General features: G+C 39.4%; 14 protein-coding genes. 8 read left to right on the top strand and 6 right to left on the bottom strand.

What is annotated here, in order from left to right; translation table 11 throughout:
* Positions 1-28: 28 nt before the first annotated feature.
* From V6C71_24695 to V6C71_24680, 4 genes are all read right to left on the bottom strand, one after another.
* A complete protein-coding gene (locus tag V6C71_24695) occupies positions 29-1,726 on the bottom strand; it encodes an AarF/ABC1/UbiB kinase family protein (GenBank protein ID HEY9771655.1) in 1,698 nt (565 codons plus the stop codon).
* Positions 1,727-1,820: 94 nt separating this feature from the next.
* Complete coding sequence (locus tag V6C71_24690) at positions 1,821-3,722, bottom strand: ATP-binding protein (protein HEY9771654.1); 1,902 nt, start codon at positions 3,720-3,722, stop codon at positions 1,821-1,823.
* A 308-nt stretch (positions 3,723-4,030) separates the two neighbouring features.
* Positions 4,031-5,029: a thiamine-phosphate kinase gene (thiL, locus tag V6C71_24685; GenBank protein ID HEY9771653.1), complete on the bottom strand. Its 999-nt coding sequence runs from the start codon at positions 5,027-5,029 to the stop codon at positions 4,031-4,033.
* 141 nt (positions 5,030-5,170) lie between these two features.
* Complete coding sequence (locus V6C71_24680) at positions 5,171-6,304, bottom strand: peptidylprolyl isomerase (protein HEY9771652.1); 1,134 nt, start codon at positions 6,302-6,304, stop codon at positions 5,171-5,173.
* Between the two features lie 295 nt (positions 6,305-6,599).
* Between V6C71_24680 and efp the strand changes: the two genes are divergently transcribed.
* The 4 genes from efp (at position 6,600) to V6C71_24660 (ending at position 9,447) form a co-directional block, all read left to right on the top strand.
* Entirely contained in the window at positions 6,600-7,160 is a 561-nt protein-coding gene (efp, locus tag V6C71_24675; GenBank protein HEY9771651.1) for an elongation factor P, read from the top strand.
* Positions 7,161-7,268: 108 nt separating this feature from the next.
* Positions 7,269-7,760, top strand: coding sequence for an acetyl-CoA carboxylase biotin carboxyl carrier protein (accB, locus tag V6C71_24670; GenBank protein HEY9771650.1), 492 nt, complete (start codon positions 7,269-7,271; stop codon positions 7,758-7,760).
* Between the two features lie 165 nt (positions 7,761-7,925).
* Positions 7,926-8,837, top strand: coding sequence for a DUF2993 domain-containing protein (locus V6C71_24665; GenBank protein HEY9771649.1), 912 nt, complete (start codon positions 7,926-7,928; stop codon positions 8,835-8,837).
* Positions 8,824-9,447 (top strand): GerMN domain-containing protein, encoded by a 624-nt coding sequence (locus V6C71_24660; GenBank protein HEY9771648.1) that lies wholly within the window; start codon positions 8,824-8,826, stop codon positions 9,445-9,447. The genes V6C71_24665 and V6C71_24660 overlap by 14 nt, the downstream gene beginning before the upstream one ends.
* A 41-nt stretch (positions 9,448-9,488) precedes the next feature.
* Here V6C71_24660 and V6C71_24655 read toward each other — a convergent pair whose 3' ends face one another.
* Positions 9,489-10,307, bottom strand: a complete 819-nt coding sequence (locus tag V6C71_24655) for an SDR family oxidoreductase (GenBank protein ID HEY9771647.1) — start codon at positions 10,305-10,307, stop codon at positions 9,489-9,491.
* A 173-nt stretch (positions 10,308-10,480) separates the two neighbouring features.
* Here V6C71_24655 and V6C71_24650 point away from each other — a divergent pair, with 173 nt between their 5' ends.
* Positions 10,481-11,350, top strand: coding sequence for a metallophosphoesterase (locus V6C71_24650; GenBank protein HEY9771646.1), 870 nt, complete (start codon positions 10,481-10,483; stop codon positions 11,348-11,350).
* 34 nt (positions 11,351-11,384) lie between these two features.
* On the opposite strand, the gene V6C71_24645 is transcribed toward V6C71_24650, so the two are convergent.
* A complete protein-coding gene (locus tag V6C71_24645; protein ID HEY9771645.1) occupies positions 11,385-13,775 on the bottom strand; it encodes a histidine kinase dimerization/phospho-acceptor domain-containing protein in 2,391 nt (796 codons plus the stop codon).
* An 805-nt stretch (positions 13,776-14,580) separates the two neighbouring features.
* Between V6C71_24645 and V6C71_24640 the strand changes: the two genes are divergently transcribed.
* From V6C71_24640 to kaiC, 3 genes are all read left to right on the top strand, one after another.
* Positions 14,581-15,552 carry a circadian clock protein KaiA gene (locus V6C71_24640; protein HEY9771644.1) on the top strand — a complete coding sequence of 324 codons (972 nt, stop codon included), beginning with the start codon at positions 14,581-14,583 and terminating at the stop codon, positions 15,550-15,552.
* Between the two features lie 100 nt (positions 15,553-15,652).
* On the top strand, positions 15,653-15,985 hold the full coding sequence (kaiB, locus tag V6C71_24635; protein HEY9771643.1) for a circadian clock protein KaiB: 333 nt from the start codon (positions 15,653-15,655) through the stop codon (positions 15,983-15,985).
* 75 nt (positions 15,986-16,060) lie between these two features.
* The gene (kaiC, locus tag V6C71_24630; GenBank protein HEY9771642.1) at positions 16,061-17,650 is read left to right on the top strand and encodes a circadian clock protein KaiC; all 1,590 of its coding nucleotides are present in this window, start codon (positions 16,061-16,063) and stop codon (positions 17,648-17,650) included.
* The last annotated feature ends 3 nt before the right edge of the window (positions 17,651-17,653 follow it).

The following is a 17,653-nucleotide window of genomic DNA, read 5'->3' as shown; positions in this document are numbered from 1 at the left end:
ATATTAAGCGTTACTTATTATTTATTACTTATTTCTGCGCCATTTTATACATTTTCTCAGTCATTGCCATGCTGCTTAAAGAGCGTAAGAGCAAGATAAACCAAAAGGTAGCAAAGCAAAAAAGCGCGATCGCCACACCTTTTAATTGTCCTACTAGCAGCACTGAACCCGATAGCAAGCTAAAACCTGATAAGCAAGTGTAAATTAAGCTTTTGATTCCTAACTGAATTTGTTTTAGAGAGCGTTCGCTTTCTGTGGATCTAACCTTGACCTGTAGTTCGCCTAAATCTAGACGAGATTCCAGGCGCATAATCGACATTTGAGTGCGGTTAGGCTGTTTCAATTTATATTGAATAAAGTCTTTTGTTTGTCGAGCTAAAATACCCAACATACTTCCTTGCTGTTGCTGGAAGGCTATTTGTTTTAAAAATGGTTGGGCTGCTGCTAATAGGTTGTACTGAGGATCTAAAGCGCGAGCAATGCCGTCGAGGGTAGTTAAAGACTTAACGATAAAAGTCATCTGAGGCGGGAGACGAAATGGCTGTTGCTCAAAGATCGCATAGACTTCATCGGTTATTTGTTCAAAAGCTCTAACGTCTACAGGTTTATCGCGAAATTCCTCAATCATAAAGGCGATCATCCGCTTAACGGGAGTCATATCGGCGACGGGTTCAATTAGACCCATATAGATTAAAGTTTCCACTACCTCATCCGTATCTTTCTTTAAAACCGCAAAAAACGTTTTAATCATCTGATCTTTGTCGATGGTTTTGACTTCTGCCATCGTGCCAAAATCATAAAAGATAATGTCTCCCCGTGGACTAACCGCCATGTTACCTGGATGGGGGTCTGATTGAAAAAAACCGTCTTCTAAAAGCTGTTTTAAATAACAGGTAATGCCGAGCTGAATAACTTCTTGAGTGTCAATTTGACTAGCTTCTAAAGCGGGGCGATTATCAATTTTGATACCTGGTAGATATTCTAAAGTTAAAATCTTTGAGGTGGTATATTGCCAATAAACTTGAGGCACAGACACCCGCTGATAGTTTTGAAAGTTCTCTCGAAAGCGATCGGCATTTTTGCCTTCATGAATATAGTCAATTTCTAAATACAGCAGTTCAAAAAATTCGCGATAAATTGATTCTAGATTAAATTTTCTCGCGCTTTTGAGCAAACGATTGAGCCATCTGACCAAACGATGTAAAATCTCAAAATCCAAGTTAAACAAACGGGCTAAACCAGGACGCTGCACCTTAATTACTACATCTTCCCCTGTATGTAGCCTAGCTTTGTGTACCTGACCCAAAGAAGCAGCAGCCAAAGGAGTAGGATTAAACTCGGCAAACAGCGTTGAGATTGGCTTACCCAATTCGGTTTCAATTACGGCGATCGCCATATCTGAACTAAAGGGTGGCACTCTATCCTGTAGCTGACCAAACTCTTGAATATATTCTATGGGAATTAAATCAGCACGAGTTGATAAAGCCTGTCCAATTTTAATAAAGGTTGGACCTAATTCCAGAATATTTCTAACCAACCATTTGGCAATACGATGTCTACGGCCAGAGGAATTGTTTCCTGTAACTTTGTCCCACCACAAAGCAAATATTAGCTTAATAGTAATGCCAAATATTTTAAGCTGACGAAAAAATGGCGAATAAGGATAGCTGCCTGGAAGCGATCGCGATAACTTTAGCTTATTGAGTTTGTGTTTATGCCATTTCATAGAAATATCAGAAAATCGATCGATGGGGAAATAAGATTAATTTAAAAGCGATCGACCGTGTTTATTACCTAACATTAAATAAATTACCATTAGCCTAACTAATAAATGGTTGAATTTGAGGTAATCTAAGTACAAAAGTAGTCAAAAATGATGCCATTTCATCGTCAAATGGTTCGCTGGTCACCTCAATTGTGCCATTCAAATGTTCAATTAAGTACTGCACTAAAGTTAAACCTAAACCAGTTCCAGGTACAGCACCATCTGTAACTCCTTTTCCGCGTCTAAATTTATCAAAGATATGAGGTAGTTCTTCTGGAGTGATTCCTGCACCAATATTGGCTACTGAAATTACGATATCTTTGTTATTTATGGTAGTATGGCTTTCTACTAATAGTTGAATTGTGGTATTGGGATCGCAATATTTACCAGCGTTGGACAACAGCTCGTTAAGAATATACTCCAGACTATCGGCATCAGTATAAATTTTTAAATTTGGTTCGGAAATAGTGCTGACTAAATTAATTTCTCGGTCTGATTGCCATTTAACAGTAAAAAATTGCGTCAGATTATTAATAGTTTGATTTAAATCTAGTTCTTGAGGACTGTAGTTTAGTTCTCCTGATTCTACCTGTTGCAGCGTCAGTAAATCCTTAATCAAGCTATATTCGCGATTCCATTCCTGTTCAAGAATATTTAAGTATTTTTCTCGCATTTCAGGTGATATTTGCCCTTGACGCAGCATTTTAATGGCGATTTTCATGCTGGTTAAAGGCGTTTTTAGTTCATGACTTATGCTGTTCATGAAGTCATCTTTCAACTGATTTAGCTTTTGTAGTTGTTCAATATGTTGGCGCATTTTAGCTGAAAGTTTTGCCTGCATATCAATGCTGGACTTAAGTTGAGCTGTTCTTTCATCAACAATTGACTGTACCCGATTTAGGGTTTGATGATGAATAATAGCCGTACTGATTTGAACTCCAACCCAATCGACCAAATCTAGTTCATCTTCTAACCAACGACGGGGAGCATTATGCTGTAAAACCAGAAAGCCTAGAACCATTGCTGTATCTGTTTCACTAGTTTTTTTACCCATCAAGGGCATCATTAACAATGCAGTTCCACAGGAATGAACCTGGTCATTATTGAGATCGGGAAAAGCTGCATCAGATTCAAAGTAGAGGCAGTTGGGCGCATTTTGCCAGGCTTTTTGACATAAAGCTGAGTTGTTAATACTAAAAGATGGTTCTGCATGAGAACCCGATCCCGGCTGAGAATTCCACTGATAGGCAATTTTAGCGGTGCCCTTAACAGAATGTTTGCCTCTACCTTTAGCTCTCAAAGGATTTTGATACTTCAGCATCAGGATCGTACCTCGGTCGACTGGAAGAGCGCTACAAATTTCAGCTAGGCAATTATCAAACAATCGCCGAGGCTGATAGCCCTGACTAATCTCTCGACTCAATTTTTTAAGGAGGTTTTGATATCTGGTTTTAGTACTAGCTTGCTGTTGAAGCTGCACTTGAGAAATTGCGATCGCCATTGAATCTAAAGTCTTGGTTAATAGTTCGCGTTCAGAATTAGTCCATGAAGACTGCTTGAGTAGTAAAACTAAGCCGTTGGTCTGATGCTGAAATCGAGTTGTCATTCCCAGCCAGCTTGCTGCGGGAGATATTGACTGAAGCAAAGGCTCAAGTAAATTAAACAGAGGAGATGGGCGCTCGATTGTGGAAAACTCAATACAATCATCACCTAGCGATAGATAAGACAATTGCTCAATAACTTGATGGGGAAGTACAGCAGAATTTTGTCGCCAGTAGCCTAGATCATTAACGCTGTGAGGATGAGCTGCAATGGAAACAACAATACAAACATCTGCTACCAACAAATCACCAATCTTACCTGCCAAATCTGACAGAATTGTCGGGCTGTTTGAACTTTCTAGAACAACTCGCAGAATTTTGTCGTCAATGTGATCGATTCCTAATGCGTGCTGCATAGTCTTAGACAATCGCTGCTCCATAGATCGGATTTGGAATTGAACAGGGCATTAAATTTAATCAACCGCGGTCGGGTCGATCGCAGTTTTAATGAGCTACTCGCTACAGCCAGAGAAAACGAATTGATTACATAGCTCTATGGTTTTCTCTGCCAAAATTAGCATTCCCATTTTTGACAAATTTATACCAGGATAACTATTTTTGCTGGAGTATTGAAAAATGACTGATTATTGATTCTCTTTTGCGGTCGTAAATTTGCCCTGAGGCTAATTAACCGTGCTTTGCACATCATGATTATCAACGAAAATTAGAAATGCTGAAATCCTTTATTTAGATTTAAGCTTTTAGCGGCCCAATTTTGCGGATTGACAATTTGAATCTTTCGATTGGCAGTAATTTCACCAATCACGGCTGCATTTTTGCCTAACTCTCTGACCAGGTTAGAGGCGAAATTTGGAGTCAGGCAGAGAACTAGCTCAAAGTCTTCACCACCGTAAAACATCCACTCCCAAGCTGTTGTATTTCCTGCTAACTTAACTAATCCAGGAAAAATAGTTATGCTGGATAGATTGATCGCTGCGCCAACTCCACTACACCAACAAATTTGTCTGACTGCATCTGCTAATCCATCGCTACTGTCCATACCAGCGATCGCAATTGTCTGGGGAATTTTTGCCAAATACGGCAGCACATCTAATCTGGGTTTTGGTCGTTGATGAGCTTCAATTAGCTGCGATCGCTCTGCTGGAGTTAAACTACTTCCTGTACTAGGATCGAGCAAGAGTTCCAATCCGCCCCGTGACAGTCCGTGTAAACCAGTAATTACAATTGCATCTCCTGGTCGCGCGCAGCTACGACGGATGGCTCTTTGAGGAATTACTTCGCCAAATGCGGTAATAGCTAGACTGGCTACAGCAGAACGACAAATATCACCGCCAACCAAAGATGTCTGATAAATCTTCAGACAGGCATCTATTCCTTGATAAACCGCCTCCACCCAACTGACTAGCTTTTCTCCTGGTAAAGACAAGCCGACGGTAATTCCGAGCGGAGTTGCCCCCATAGCTGCCAAATCCGATAAATTAGCAGCCGTAGCCCGCCAGCCAACATCAAAAGCGGTAGTAGTGCGATCGCTAAAATGAACTTCCTCTACCAAAACATCAGTAGTAACTACTAAAGAGCGATCGCAATGAGTGTTGATAATTGCTCCGTCATCACCAACCACACCAGGAGGACAAAAACGCTGCAACCTCTCTAACAAACCATGCTCACCCAAATCTTTGACTAAAAGCGGTTCATTACTCATTTTAGATCCTGGCTTGAAGTTGTTAGTTGAATACTCATGATAGCTATTAGCTTTTAGCTTTTTAATCCAGTTGTAAGGTGAGCTAAACGCCCACCCTACTTTACTCTTGACTGTTGGCTATTAACTACTAACTATTAGACCTCAACTATTGAGTGAATTTGGTTCTTTTAGGTTTTCAATTCCATCAATCACCTTGGCAGAGATAATCTTATCTCCTGCGGTCAATTCCTCTAAAACTTCTTTTCCTTTTGTGAGATAACCAAAGACCGAATAACGTCCATCCATCAAGTTATAACCAGGAGGCGTAATTTCTGTATCAAACTTAAAGAAGAAAAATTGAGAAGAACCGCCGTTGGGATCGTCAGCAGGGCGAGCCAGAGCCACTGCACCATAGGCATTGAAAGGAATTGCTGGGACATCTAGGTAGCGACCTAGTTCTTCAAGTGTTTCACCATATACAGGTAGTTCATCCCCTTCCACCAGTACTTCCATAGGGATGGCTCGATATTCATTGGTTGCGGGGTCAATAAAGCCATCTGCTTCACCTGGAGGATCGCCAGCTTGCAAAATATAGAAATCTTCAGCGCGATTGAAATCTAAGCCGTCATAAAAGCCTCGTTTAACTAAATCTACAAAATTGCCTCCATTAACAGGCGCACTATAGCCATCTACTACAATTTCCAAATCCCCTTTGTTTGTCTCTAATAAAACTGTAGCGCGACCTAAAAGTTGTGGCAGATTAGCATATTCTTCTGGCACTTCAAAAGGATATCCAACCACCATTAATTCTTCTAAGTCAGAGACCAAATCTAGTAGCTCTTTTCTTTTAAGAGAGGTTGCTTCGCGATCTTTGGTTTCCACAATTTCTTTAAGTTCTGTAGTTCCATCGACTAATTGAGCGATTAAAGATTCTGCTTCGGGTTTACGTTCATCAGAAACGGTTGCCAGCAGGCGATCGCGACGAGCAGATAGGACAAAATTAGCCTCCGTAAGATCGCGACCAATATTTTTCCAACGTTTTCCTCGCAGTTGATTAGAAATATCTTCGAGATTTTTTTGCAGTTTTCTAACCGAATCATTCTCTATTGGTAATGAATATCTCAAAATAGCTTGGGGATCTGTGACGGCATCTCCTTGAGCTAAGATAGCTGATGCCTGAGGCTGCCAGCCAAACAAGCCAGCACCCAAAATAGTGAGGCTAAGGACAAAGGACAAAACTCGATTGCTCAACCGAGGTTGAAACCAGGTAAAAAAAATCTTTTTTTGTGTGTTCATAAAATTCATTTTTGATTAGAATGCGGACATAAAGATTAAAGACAAACCAAAACTACTAATTACTAAGGTGTATGTTCTTAGTATTTGCTCTCCCTTGTCAACATTTCTTTACTTCCAGTGGTATTCAATTGCTCTTAATTCAGGGAGACTGAAAATAGGCGATTGGAGACTTAAGAACTTAAAAATAATTGATTAACTACTACTTTCTCATCCTTCATCCTTCATCTTCATCCTTTTAAAAGTCCTTCATCAGGTAAAATGAAATGTCGATCTCTAAGCAAGTATTTTTAGCTTCATGATTTCTAGTAATGACTTTCGTACAGGAGTTACTGTCGAGCTAGATGGCTCTGTTTGGCGAGTAGTAGAGTTTCTGCACGTCAAACCTGGTAAAGGTTCAGCTTTTGTCAGGACTAAGCTCAAAAACGTACAGACAGGAAATACAGTAGAAAAAACCTTTCGTGCGGGAGAAACTGTCCCTCAGGCAAATTTAGAAAAACGTACCATGCAGTATACCTATAAAGATGGAGAAGAATTTGTCTTTATGGATATGCAAACCTATGAAGAGACACGGATGAATAGCGAGAGTTTAGGCGATCGCATTAATTTTCTGAAAGAAGAAATGGAGGTTAATGTAATCTTCTGGGATGAAAAAGTACTAGAAATAGAGCTACCAACCTCAGTAGTGTTAGAAATTACTGATACCGATCCTGGGGTTAAGGGAGATACGGCTACAGGAGGGACAAAACCCGCTACGGTAGAAACAGGGGCGCAGGTTATGGTGCCATTGTTTATTTCTATTGGCGAAAAAATTAAAGTCGATACCCGCGATGGTTCTTATTTGGGTCGAGAAAATTAATCCCCGCTGAAGCATTAATCGGCAAGTTACTCAATCTCTTAGATCGGCAATACTACACAGCTATCTTGGAGAATGACAAAATTACTCTTAATAACGGTTGTATAGTTTGTGTCTATAAATTTCCAAGAACTCCGCGAATTGTTAGGGGCGATCTCTCAAACCGACATCACGGAGTTGATTCTCAAGAATAATGATTTTGAATTGACTGTACGTAAAGATAAAGGCGTAATTGCTGTTCCTCAAGCGGCAATATCTCCTCAAGCTATGAAACCGACTACAGATACCGCCGCCGTGAATCCTGTAACTGTTTCGGCTGTGACCGCCGAAGTAGCCCCTATAGCTACGGCAGATGACAAAAAGTGGGTAGACATTACCTCTCCTATGGTAGGAACATTTTATTCTGCCGCTGCTCCCGACGAAGATCCTTTTGTCTCGGTAGGCGATCGGGTTAATAAAGGTGATACAGTTTGTATTATTGAAGCAATGAAGCTCATGAATGAAATTGAAGGAGAAGTAACTGGGCAAATTATGGAAATATCTGTCCAAAATGGCGATCCCGTAGAGTTTGGACAGGTTCTAATGCGAGTTAATCCAGGATAAAGATGAGAGATAAGAATTAATTAAATAATCGTTATCTTGGTTTTAAACGTTTTATTGATTTGGTTAAACTCATTTCGGATTAAAAGTACGACCATAGCGACTAGCAACTGAGATTGAGCAATGTTAATCTCAGACAATGTTTAGTGTTTAACGATTAGTTTTGCCATGGAAATTCTGACGATTGTGCTGTCTGGATTACTCTCTTTAGTATCTGGTGGAGGTACAATTTTGGATTCGATCGCTGCTAGTCAAATTCGCTCGCAAATAATTAGCGTCGAGCAGCAGACGATTAGAGTAGATAATCGACCTAGTTATCAGATTGCTCAAGGAAAGCTTCATCAGGTCAGAATTGCTAGTAGAGGTGTTAAGGTTCAACCAGGTCTAAGAATTGCCGTCGTAGATCTAGCAACCGATCCCATAGCTCTGAGACTGTCAAACTTAAATTTCAACAGTATTAATGGATTGAGAGACTCTTTAGCCAAACCAGCCTCAGGAGCAATAAAACTGGTTTTTAGGCAAAGCGATCTTAACCAAGCCTTGCAGTCTCCTGAAATTTTGGCTCAACTCCAAAAAACCCTTAATCGTTTGATAACTAGCAAATCAGGTTCAACCAACATCAGCTATCAGCTATCAAATCTTCACCTGGAGTTACGCCCTGCAAATCGTATCGAGCTAAGATTTAAGCTAAGTAGACCCAGGCCTAATGTTAGTATTAATGACTCGACTTCTGGAACTAATACCATCAATAATCGTTCTAGAGAACTAAATATTACTTTAGAACTAGCTATCCAGGTTATAAATGGTAAAACACTCCGTTTAATCGAACCTCGAGGAACTGTCAACGATCGCCCTATGTCGTCCAGGTTGCTCAACGGCTTTGCTGAGGGTATTAGCGATCGCCTTAACTTAAATGTTCTAGAAGCCGACGGAATCTTAGCCCGTATTTTACAATTAGAGATTGATGAGGATAGATTAGAATTGGTTAGTTTTATTAGACTAGAAACTAAATCAACGTTATCTTCAGAAAAGATCAAACTATTTCCTCGTATCGGGAGCTTAATCCATGCAGGATCGTAATAAAAATCGTTTTTCTCTTCCAGTGGTGGCAGTTATCACAGGGGCTATTTTGGCTGCGGGAGGAGGCGCTGCTTGGTGGGCAAAATCCGCCCTAGAACAAAAAGCTCTAGTTACTCAGCCGAATCCTGCTCCCATAGTCGAATCAGAAGTCCCGGCAACACCAGAACCAATTACTGAGCAAAAAGTTGTCGAAATTTGCTGGCTTGACCCAACCGATAACAGTATTAAACTAGTTTCTAATACCATGACCTTTCAGAAGTCGATTAAATCTGAACAAATCTTGGAAACTGCTTTGGAAACTCTATTAGCTCGTCCTCCTCAAGATTCTGCCTACACTACGGCAATTCCTCAGGGAACTAAACTAATTAGTGTAAATAAAGATCAAAAGGGAATTCATCTTAATCTATCTCAAGAGTTTACCTCTGGCGGTGGTAGTGCCGCCATGACTAGCAGACTAGCCCAGGTTATATATACCACGACTAGTTCTGAGCCCAAAACCCCTGTTTGGATTAATGTCGAGGGTCAACCTTTGGAAACCCTGGGACAAGAAGGACTTATTGTCAACCAACCCATGACTAGACAAGATTTTAAAAATAACTTTACTTTATAAATTATATTTTTGGCTGTTTTTTGCTCTGACTTATGAGTTGACTATTTTTTATGATTAATTTTCTTAATTAGATTGTCAAAATACCAGTTTAATATGGGAGTAAGTAAACTATGAAATCGATTTAGAATAGTAAGTTCGGTTCCAGGAGCGATCGCAAAACTGCCCTTTTCTATTCCCTGAAGAATTTGCTCGGCTACGGCGGCGGCGCTCCAAGTTTTTGCCGTAGCCGTAATTTTCTGGGTTTCGGGAGGCTTAATTTTGTTTTCCGCTGCTAGCTGAGGAGTATCGGTATCAGGAGGATAGACAATTGTTATTTTAATACCTTTGGGCTTTAATTCTCCTCGTAAAGACTCTGCCAGACCTCTGAGGGCAAACTTAGAAGGACAATAAGCACTATAGCCGTAAATGCCGATTAATGCTGCACCAGAAGAAATCAAGACTATATTGCCCCTTTTGCTTGCTTCCATGGCTGGTAAGACTGCTCTGATGCTATATAAAGAACCAAAATAATTTACCGCCATTGTCTGTTCAAAAATTTCTAGAGGAATTTGGTTAAAATAACCAGGATGAGCTATTCCAGCAGAAGCGATCAATAGTTTTGGCGTTCCTAATGCAGCGATCGCTTGCTCGATTGCGATGCTGATTGCCTGCCGATTTGCTACGTCTGCGGTAGTAGTCAGGATTCTTTGGGTTGAATTAACGCTTGCTGCTGCTATTTCCCGTTGAGCATTCGCGAGCTTTTGGGAATCGCGGGCAATCAGCGACAGGTTTGCCCCTTGCTGCGCTAATAATTTAGCTACTGCTTTACCAATGCCACTAGAACCACCGGTGATAATTACGTGTTGATGGAGATATTTCATTCTAAAGTTATAAATTATTGCTTTAAAAAGCCATCTTAATCATGATTGACAACTGACGGGGCATACTGAATTTTAATCTGCTCAATAAATTTTTCGCTAAGATTACGAAATGTCAAAATTTATAGATTAAGACTAGTATAGAAAAGCAGCTTTCAGCTTCTAAAATTTTTATTATGCCTGCCAAGCAACATCCTTTGATACGCAGAAAAATTAGAAGATGGATAAGTAAATTTACGCTAATTACAATTGTTTTTTTTACCTGTTGTTATATTTACGGTTCAAAAATAGAGCCTAACTGGATTGAAGTTGTGTCAATTCAGTTAACAATTCCTAATCTGGCTCGGACATTCGACAATTTTAAAATCGTCCAGATTAGCGATCTTCATACCAGTAAATTTATGCCAGAACAGCGGTTAGCCAGAATTATTAGATTAGTTAATCAACAACAGCCAGATGCGATCGCCATTACGGGAGATTTAATTACTCAAAACAACAGGTTTGATGCCAACCGACTCAGGCAAACATTAAGTCAGCTAAAGTCTAAGTCAGGCATATTTTCCGTTTTAGGCAACCACGATCATTGGGGAGAAGCGATCGCTGTGCTGAAACAAGTCTTGATCGAGAGCAACATCACCAATTTAGACAATCAAGTTTACTCGATCGAGCATGGTGACGAAAAATTGGCTTTTGCTGGGCTTGACGATCCCTATTGGGGCAACCCAGACCTGGAGAAAACTATTGCTCAACTGCCAAAAGATACTGCTGCCATATTGCTAGTTCACGAACCAGACTATATTGAAAAAAGTGCGGCGACTCATCAATTCGCGCTTCAATTATCAGGTCATTCTCATGGAGGACAAATTAGAGTTCCTTTTCTTGGTCCTTTAGTATTGCCGCCTGGGGGAAGAAAATATTTCGCTGGATTGAATCAGGTTGAAAACACTATAACTTATACTAATCGGGGCTTAGGCATGACTAACCTACCTTTGCGCTTTGGTAGTCGCCCAGAAATTACCGTTTTTACCCTCCGCAGCGCAACCTAATTAATCTCAATCGATTAACGATTATGCTGAGTATTTAAACTCCTGTGGCAATTTGAATTACCTGCATCAAATTGTCAACGCTGCGATGTTCAGCTGGAAGCAGACATGGGTATACATTTAATCCTTCGATTTGGTTTGCTGCTTCTGTAGTTCTACCATCTAAAGTAATTAAAGGTAAAGCAGCTAAATATTCTGATTTTTGAAGCGATCGCAAAAATTGAGCGGGTTCAATAATTTGGTAGCCATCCAAAACAATTACGTCTAGTTGCCAGATCCGAGCTAAAGTATATGCCTGTTCTAAGCTGTCTGCTTCAATAATGCGGTGTTGACAATTAACTTGTTGTTCGCTGTTGTCTGACCAGCTTTTAAGATCGAAATGTGAGCCATTGCGATGATTAGCTTGAGGATCGATCGCTTCAAGTTCAGGATAGAGACAAAGAATAGTTAAATTACGATTAGGAGTTTTTGTTGGGTCTGCGGGATTGCTGATTGAATTACCAGATAATTGCTGATGCTGAGTATTATCTTTGGGCAATAGTAGGGTGAATTGACAGCGATTTGCTAAATAAAGACTAGTTACGCTGCCGTGGATAACTTCGGCTAAGTATTCAGCAATTACTAAATCCAAGCCCGAATCTGGCGCAGATGAGCTAGTTTCTGAAGATGATGACCAGTCGCCTAAGTCGCTACTGACTACAATTGCAGTCAGTCCCTGTAAACTCTTAACGTCAATCTTTAAATTGTCTGGAGATTGAGCAACTCGAATTGTCTCCAAAACTAAGTGAGAGAGTATACAAGATAAGACTAACTTATTGGCGATCGCTATTTCATTTCCTGATTCAATATTTAATGTTAGCCGTGAAGCTTCAACCTCAAACGAAGAGTCAAGCGATGCTGATTGAACAAGAGAATCGGCGGGGTTTGCAAGGGGCTGACCCTGGAGGAAACCTTCAGGGCTTGCTTGCCCTAAAGGACTAACTTCGTGTCGCACCGCATAGTTTGGTGTACGCCCCGCCCGCCATGACCGCCCTCGACAGTCGCTCTTTGTTGGAAACCAACAAGATCGCGCTGTCTCGCAATCGAGTTGTTGAACTTTATTTACAGCCTGTTGATACAGCTGCCGACAGAGAAATTCTAAATTGATTAACTCAGGCTCTAATAGCTGTTTATCAGCTAAGTTGGTAAGTCTTAAGAGGTCATCAACGATGTCCATCATTTTTTGTCCGCTGCTTTGGATCAGCTTCACGTATTGAGCTTGACGCTGATTCAGTTGACCTAATTTTTGTCCTTGAAGCAAGCTAGATAAACCAACAATTCCCGTCACAGGGGATTTAAGCTCATGACTAATGGTTGCCAGCAATCTATTGCTAACTGTTGCTAAAGTTTGCGACTCACTATTGCTTGATGGATTGAAGGGCTTTGTTGCAGCTATTTTAGTTGCGATAACCAAGCGATATGGAGAATCACTTATTCCTGATAACTTTTTAGCAACTAGAGGAATCTTAAGATAATTCCAATCTGAAACCTGTTCTATTGTTATACATTGGGAATTATCGAGACTAAGTTGTTCCTGAGATTCTTCGCTAGAGTTTGGCTTAAACAGTGTAAAATTGTCTCGATTGGGTATTTCTGGTGAGATGTCAGACACCAACAAGGTATGACAATTACTCTTAGCGCGATCGCCATTGGCTAAATCTGGTAATTTTGGGGATTTGCTTTGTTGTTCGCAATCCTGTTGTCCTGAGTTTAGCTGCTGTTCCATCCACCAAGTCGCGATCATAGCATCGGGTTCTTCTAGCGGCGGCTGTGAATCTTGGTTGCTAGTAATCAGTTCTTGCCAACACTTATTCAGATAAAGGTCTTTTCCTTCAACAGTTTCTATTATCTTTAAGGGTAAAGCAATAAAATCAATTAATTCGCTCAAGTAATTTAAGCTAGCTGGCAATTGAGGAGTATTAGTTGCAGATTTTTTAGCTAAATATTTAATTATTTTGTTTCGATCTAGCTTTCCCTGTAGCTCTCCCATAGCATTAACAACCAAGTATTCGTCTTGATTATCAAATAGAGATTCATAATGTAAATAATTTAAAAATTCATCAAGCTGGGTATCTGCCTGGCAAATCAGCGCGGGTTTAATTATCGAATCAAAGTCGGAAGTCTTTACATAAGGAATGCTGCGTTGGTAAGCTTCACTTCTAGGATGACTAACTAATGCCATTTTCTCCGCCAACCAAGTTTTAGCGATTAAGGAGAGTAAATCTTCAGAATTAATAATTCCCCAACCCCCAGAATTTTGAGGAATTGCCAACAATTTACACTTCAAATGTTGAAAAATTTTGAGGATGCTGCCTAAATCTGACTCTGGTTGACAGAGCGAAACTGGATGAACAAAATCTTTTAAATAAGCGGCATTATTAGTCAGCATAACTATTAACTTTTTGTCTTTTATAGCAAGCTTAGATTAGCTACAAACATGATTTTAAATATATTAAAGCAGGTTTTTATCTTTCAATAACTAACTACAATTTTTAATTTGAGATAAAATTTAGCTTCTAAAAATTCTTAGCTCAATGAGATAAACTCAACCTAATATTTTAAATTAATTTAAATTGGCAAACATCGCCTTAAATTTAACCTAAACCAAATTTTAAATTAGCGTTGCAATATTCAAATAATTATTGAGATTAATGTTTACATCTTGCTCGACTTTGAGCTAGTCAAACAGTTAATATTTGTTAAGTAAGGTTTTTAAATCACCAGCAACTTACCTTATCTTGGTTTTTAACAGACAAAATGATGTTGAACTAAATTTACAGCCTAACTTTTAAATACTTTGGCCTCGACCTAACTCTCTAGAGAGGTAATGAATTACCTTGTCAATAACTTTGATTTTATGCTTTATTTAACTAGAGTAGAAACTTCACTTCACGGTTGAACTAGCTTTAAGTTAAATAAGCATTATGAATAATCTTAATACGTTCTGCGCGCAAAATAGATTTGTTTTTAAGTTGCTTTTTATTACAATCCGCCAAGAGGCTCAATAAATGTTAACTTTTTATTAAATAGCAATGATGTCTCGATCAAGCTTCAATCATTCTTAATCTTTAGTGGATGAGTATTAGAGCCTCTAGATCAAAATCTGCTTCTGAAGCTGTTATCTTTATTAGAGTCTCAGTCTATATTTTGCAATCAATAACATTTGTAGCCATAACGTACAAATATACTCAGTAATGTCAGACCACCAAGATACATTTAGCTCTACTACAGAATTGGCCTCAGCTAAATTGCAGATCTGCTTGTTTTCTACTCAACAACAGTTATCTAATTCAGTAATAAAACTATTAGATAGCGATCGCTATGAGCTAAAATGCCTTAATCTAGTTCAAGATTTAACTGATTTTAGCTTGGAAAACCAAGAACAAATAGATTGTCTGGTTTTATTTAGAGATTCTCAGTTAGGCTCGGTCATTAATCAGCTATGGCAATCAGAAATTTTACTTCCTACGCTAATAGTCGAACTAGAGCAATTAGTTGATGCGCTGACTGAAGCACCAGTAGATTCTACGACTTCTTTACCTAATTTGACTACTATTAATCCTCTCTATCACCATGCGGAAATACGGCTTTATCCAACACAGCTAGCCGAAATAAATTCATACATTAATTTGGCCATTACCAAGTTTATCAGCTTTGCTCCAGGTTCAAAGATTAGTCATGATTCGCTTCAAGATGAACTAAAAAAAGAAGCAGTAAGAGAGTCTTTGATAGCGCAGCAACGACGACTAACTGAAAAGCTCAAGGAAAGGCTAGGTTATTCAGGAATATATTACAAACGCAATCCCAACTTTTTCTACCGTAATTTATCCTCGCCCAAGCAAAAAAAATTACATCATAAACTAAGCTCAAGCTATCGTCAGATTATAATTGAGTACTTTAACAGTAATTCCCCAATAAACAAGTTGATTGATGAATTTGTCGATCAAGCTTTTTTTGCTGATATTGCTACATCACAAATTTTAGAAATTCACATGGAGCTAATTGATGATTTTTCACATCAGCTAAAAATAGAAGGGAGAAATGAAGATATTTTACTCGATTGTCGCTTGCCATTGATTGATGTTATTTCTCATTTATGTGAAATGTATCGCCGTTCCATCCCCGGAGCAAATGCCTCTTTAGAACTGCTCTTTACAGTAGAATAAAAACTATAGTCAACCTGAAAATTATTGATGAGCGCTCGGTGCTTTTTAAGCAAAATTTTAGATTTATCACTTCAAACTAGTTGATAAGTTATTTGATATTATGGATCAATTTAAAAAAACTTATGTATTAAAGTTGTATGTAGCTGGAAACACACCAAATTCAGTCCGAGCGCTCAAAACTCTAAAAAATATTTTAGAAAAAGATTTTCAAGGAGTTTATGCTCTTAAGGTCATTGATGTTTTAAAAAATCCTCAGTTAGCTGAAGAAGATAAGATTCTGGCGACTCCAACTTTATCCAAAGTGTTACCTCTTCCTCTAAGAAAAATAATTGGTGATTTGAGCGATCGCGAAAAAGTATTAATTGGTTTAGATTTACTTTACGAAGAAATTCGCCAACAAAAATTGTCAAATCCTACGGACGGTTTACTCTAAAATATTATACTGTTGCTTAAAATCCAATCACTATTGTTTTAAGGTAAACGCTAAGTCCCGCCATTTCTGTTTTAGATGAACGAACCAAATCCCCTTAATCAACCACAGCAGCAAGAACTAATTATCCAAGGAGTTCGTAAAATCCGCACCATGATTGAAGGGTTTGATGAAATCACTCATGGCGGTTTACCGCTTGGCAGAACTACCTTAGTCAGTGGAACTTCAGGTACAGGAAAAACCCTTTTAGCGGTTCAGTTTCTTTATCGAGGAATTGAATTTTTTGATTGCCCAGGAATATTTGTTACTTTTGAAGAATCTCCTCAAGATATTATTGAAAATGCCTGTAGTTTTGGCTGGGATTTGCAAAACTTAATTGATCGCGGCAAGCTATTCATTTTGGATGCCTCTCCCGATCCTGAAGGGCAGGAAGTGGTGGGTAATTTCGATTTATCCGCTTTGATCGAGCGCATTCAGTATGCAATTCGTAAGTATAAAGCAAAGCTGGTTTCTATTGACTCAGTAACAGCAGTCTTTCAACAGTACGACGCTGCTTCAGTGGTTAGACGAGAAATTTTTCGTTTGGTGGCACGTCTCAAACAACTAGAAGTCACCTCAATTTTGACTACTGAACGAATTGAAGAATACGGTAAAATTGCCCGATTCGGAGTTGAAGAATTTGTTTCCGATAATGTAATTATTATTCGTAACGTTTTGGAAGGAGAGCGTCGTCGCCGTACCATAGAAATTCTCAAGCTTCGGGGAACGACTCACATGAAAGGGGAGTATCCCTTCACCATTACTAATGATGGTATCAATATATTTCCTTTGGGAGCGATGCGTCTTACGCAGCGTTCTTCCAATGTCCGTTGCTCTTCTGGAGTTAAAACCCTAGATCGACTATGTGGAGGAGGTTTTTTCAAAGATTCAATTATTTTGGCTACTGGAGCAACAGGAACAGGAAAAACTTTGCTAGTCAGTAAGTTCCTAGAAGAAGGCTGTCGTCAGGGAGAAAGAGCGGTGCTATTTGCCTATGAAGAATCTAGAGCGCAGCTATCTCGCAATGCTTCTTCTTGGGGCGTAGACTTTGAAGAAATGGAGCGTCAGGGTTTGCTCAAGCTGCTGTGTTGCTATCCCGAATCAGCAGGTTTAGAAGATCATTTACAAATGATTAAGTCAGAGATTACCGATTTTAAGCCTTCTCGAATTGCGATCGATTCTCTTTCTGCTTTAGCTAGAGGAGTTACCAACAATGCCTTCCGCCAATTTGTGATCGGAGTTACGGGTTATGCCAAACAAGAAGAAATCACGGGCTTCTTTACCAATACTACCGACCAATTTTTGGGAGCTAACTCAATTACTGAATCTCATATTTCTACCATTACTGACACCATTATTTTGCTACAGTATGTCGAAATTCGGGGTGAGATGTCTCGCGCCCTGAACGTCTTTAAAATGCGTGGTTCGTGGCACGATAAAGGAATCCGCGAGTATGTTATTAGCTCTGACGCATCAGAAATTCCCTTGATCAAAGAATCTTTCCGTAACTATGAAGGAATTATTAGCGGTTCTCCGTCTCGCGTTGCCCTCAACGAAAAAAGCGAGCTGTCCAGAATTGCGAGGAATGTTAAAGATCTTAGCGTCGATGGTGTTAAAGATGAAGGCTAGGCG

Origin of the sequence: Coleofasciculaceae cyanobacterium, assembly GCA_036703275.1 — a bacterium.
GTDB lineage: Bacteria > Cyanobacteriota > Cyanobacteriia > Cyanobacteriales > Xenococcaceae > Waterburya.
The sequence above is the reverse complement of the archived record's forward strand: the minus strand, read 5'-3'. Positions and strand labels throughout refer to the sequence as shown.

Bases quoted from the DNA above. Each gene is read 5' to 3' on its own strand.
- kaiC (HEY9771642.1), top strand. From the start codon at position 16,061: ATGAACGAACCAAATCCCCTTAATCAACCACAGCAGCAAGAACTAATT.
- V6C71_24645 (HEY9771645.1), bottom strand. From the start codon at position 13,775: ATGCTGACTAATAATGCCGCTTATTTAAAAGATTTTGTTCATCCAGTT.
- V6C71_24690 (HEY9771654.1), bottom strand. From the start codon at position 3,722: ATGCAGCACGCATTAGGAATCGATCACATTGACGACAAAATTCTGCGA.
- efp (HEY9771651.1), top strand. From the start codon at position 6,600: ATGATTTCTAGTAATGACTTTCGTACAGGAGTTACTGTCGAGCTAGAT.
- V6C71_24660 (HEY9771648.1), top strand. From the start codon at position 8,824: ATGCAGGATCGTAATAAAAATCGTTTTTCTCTTCCAGTGGTGGCAGTT.
- V6C71_24655 (HEY9771647.1), bottom strand. From the start codon at position 10,307: ATGAAATATCTCCATCAACACGTAATTATCACCGGTGGTTCTAGTGGC.
- kaiB (HEY9771643.1), top strand. From the start codon at position 15,653: ATGGATCAATTTAAAAAAACTTATGTATTAAAGTTGTATGTAGCTGGA.
- V6C71_24695 (HEY9771655.1), bottom strand. From the start codon at position 1,726: ATGAAATGGCATAAACACAAACTCAATAAGCTAAAGTTATCGCGATCG.
- V6C71_24665 (HEY9771649.1), top strand. From the start codon at position 7,926: ATGGAAATTCTGACGATTGTGCTGTCTGGATTACTCTCTTTAGTATCT.
- V6C71_24680 (HEY9771652.1), bottom strand. From the start codon at position 6,304: ATGAACACACAAAAAAAGATTTTTTTTACCTGGTTTCAACCTCGGTTG.
- V6C71_24650 (HEY9771646.1), top strand. From the start codon at position 10,481: ATGCCTGCCAAGCAACATCCTTTGATACGCAGAAAAATTAGAAGATGG.
- thiL (HEY9771653.1), bottom strand. From the start codon at position 5,029: ATGAGTAATGAACCGCTTTTAGTCAAAGATTTGGGTGAGCATGGTTTG.
- V6C71_24640 (HEY9771644.1), top strand. From the start codon at position 14,581: ATGTCAGACCACCAAGATACATTTAGCTCTACTACAGAATTGGCCTCA.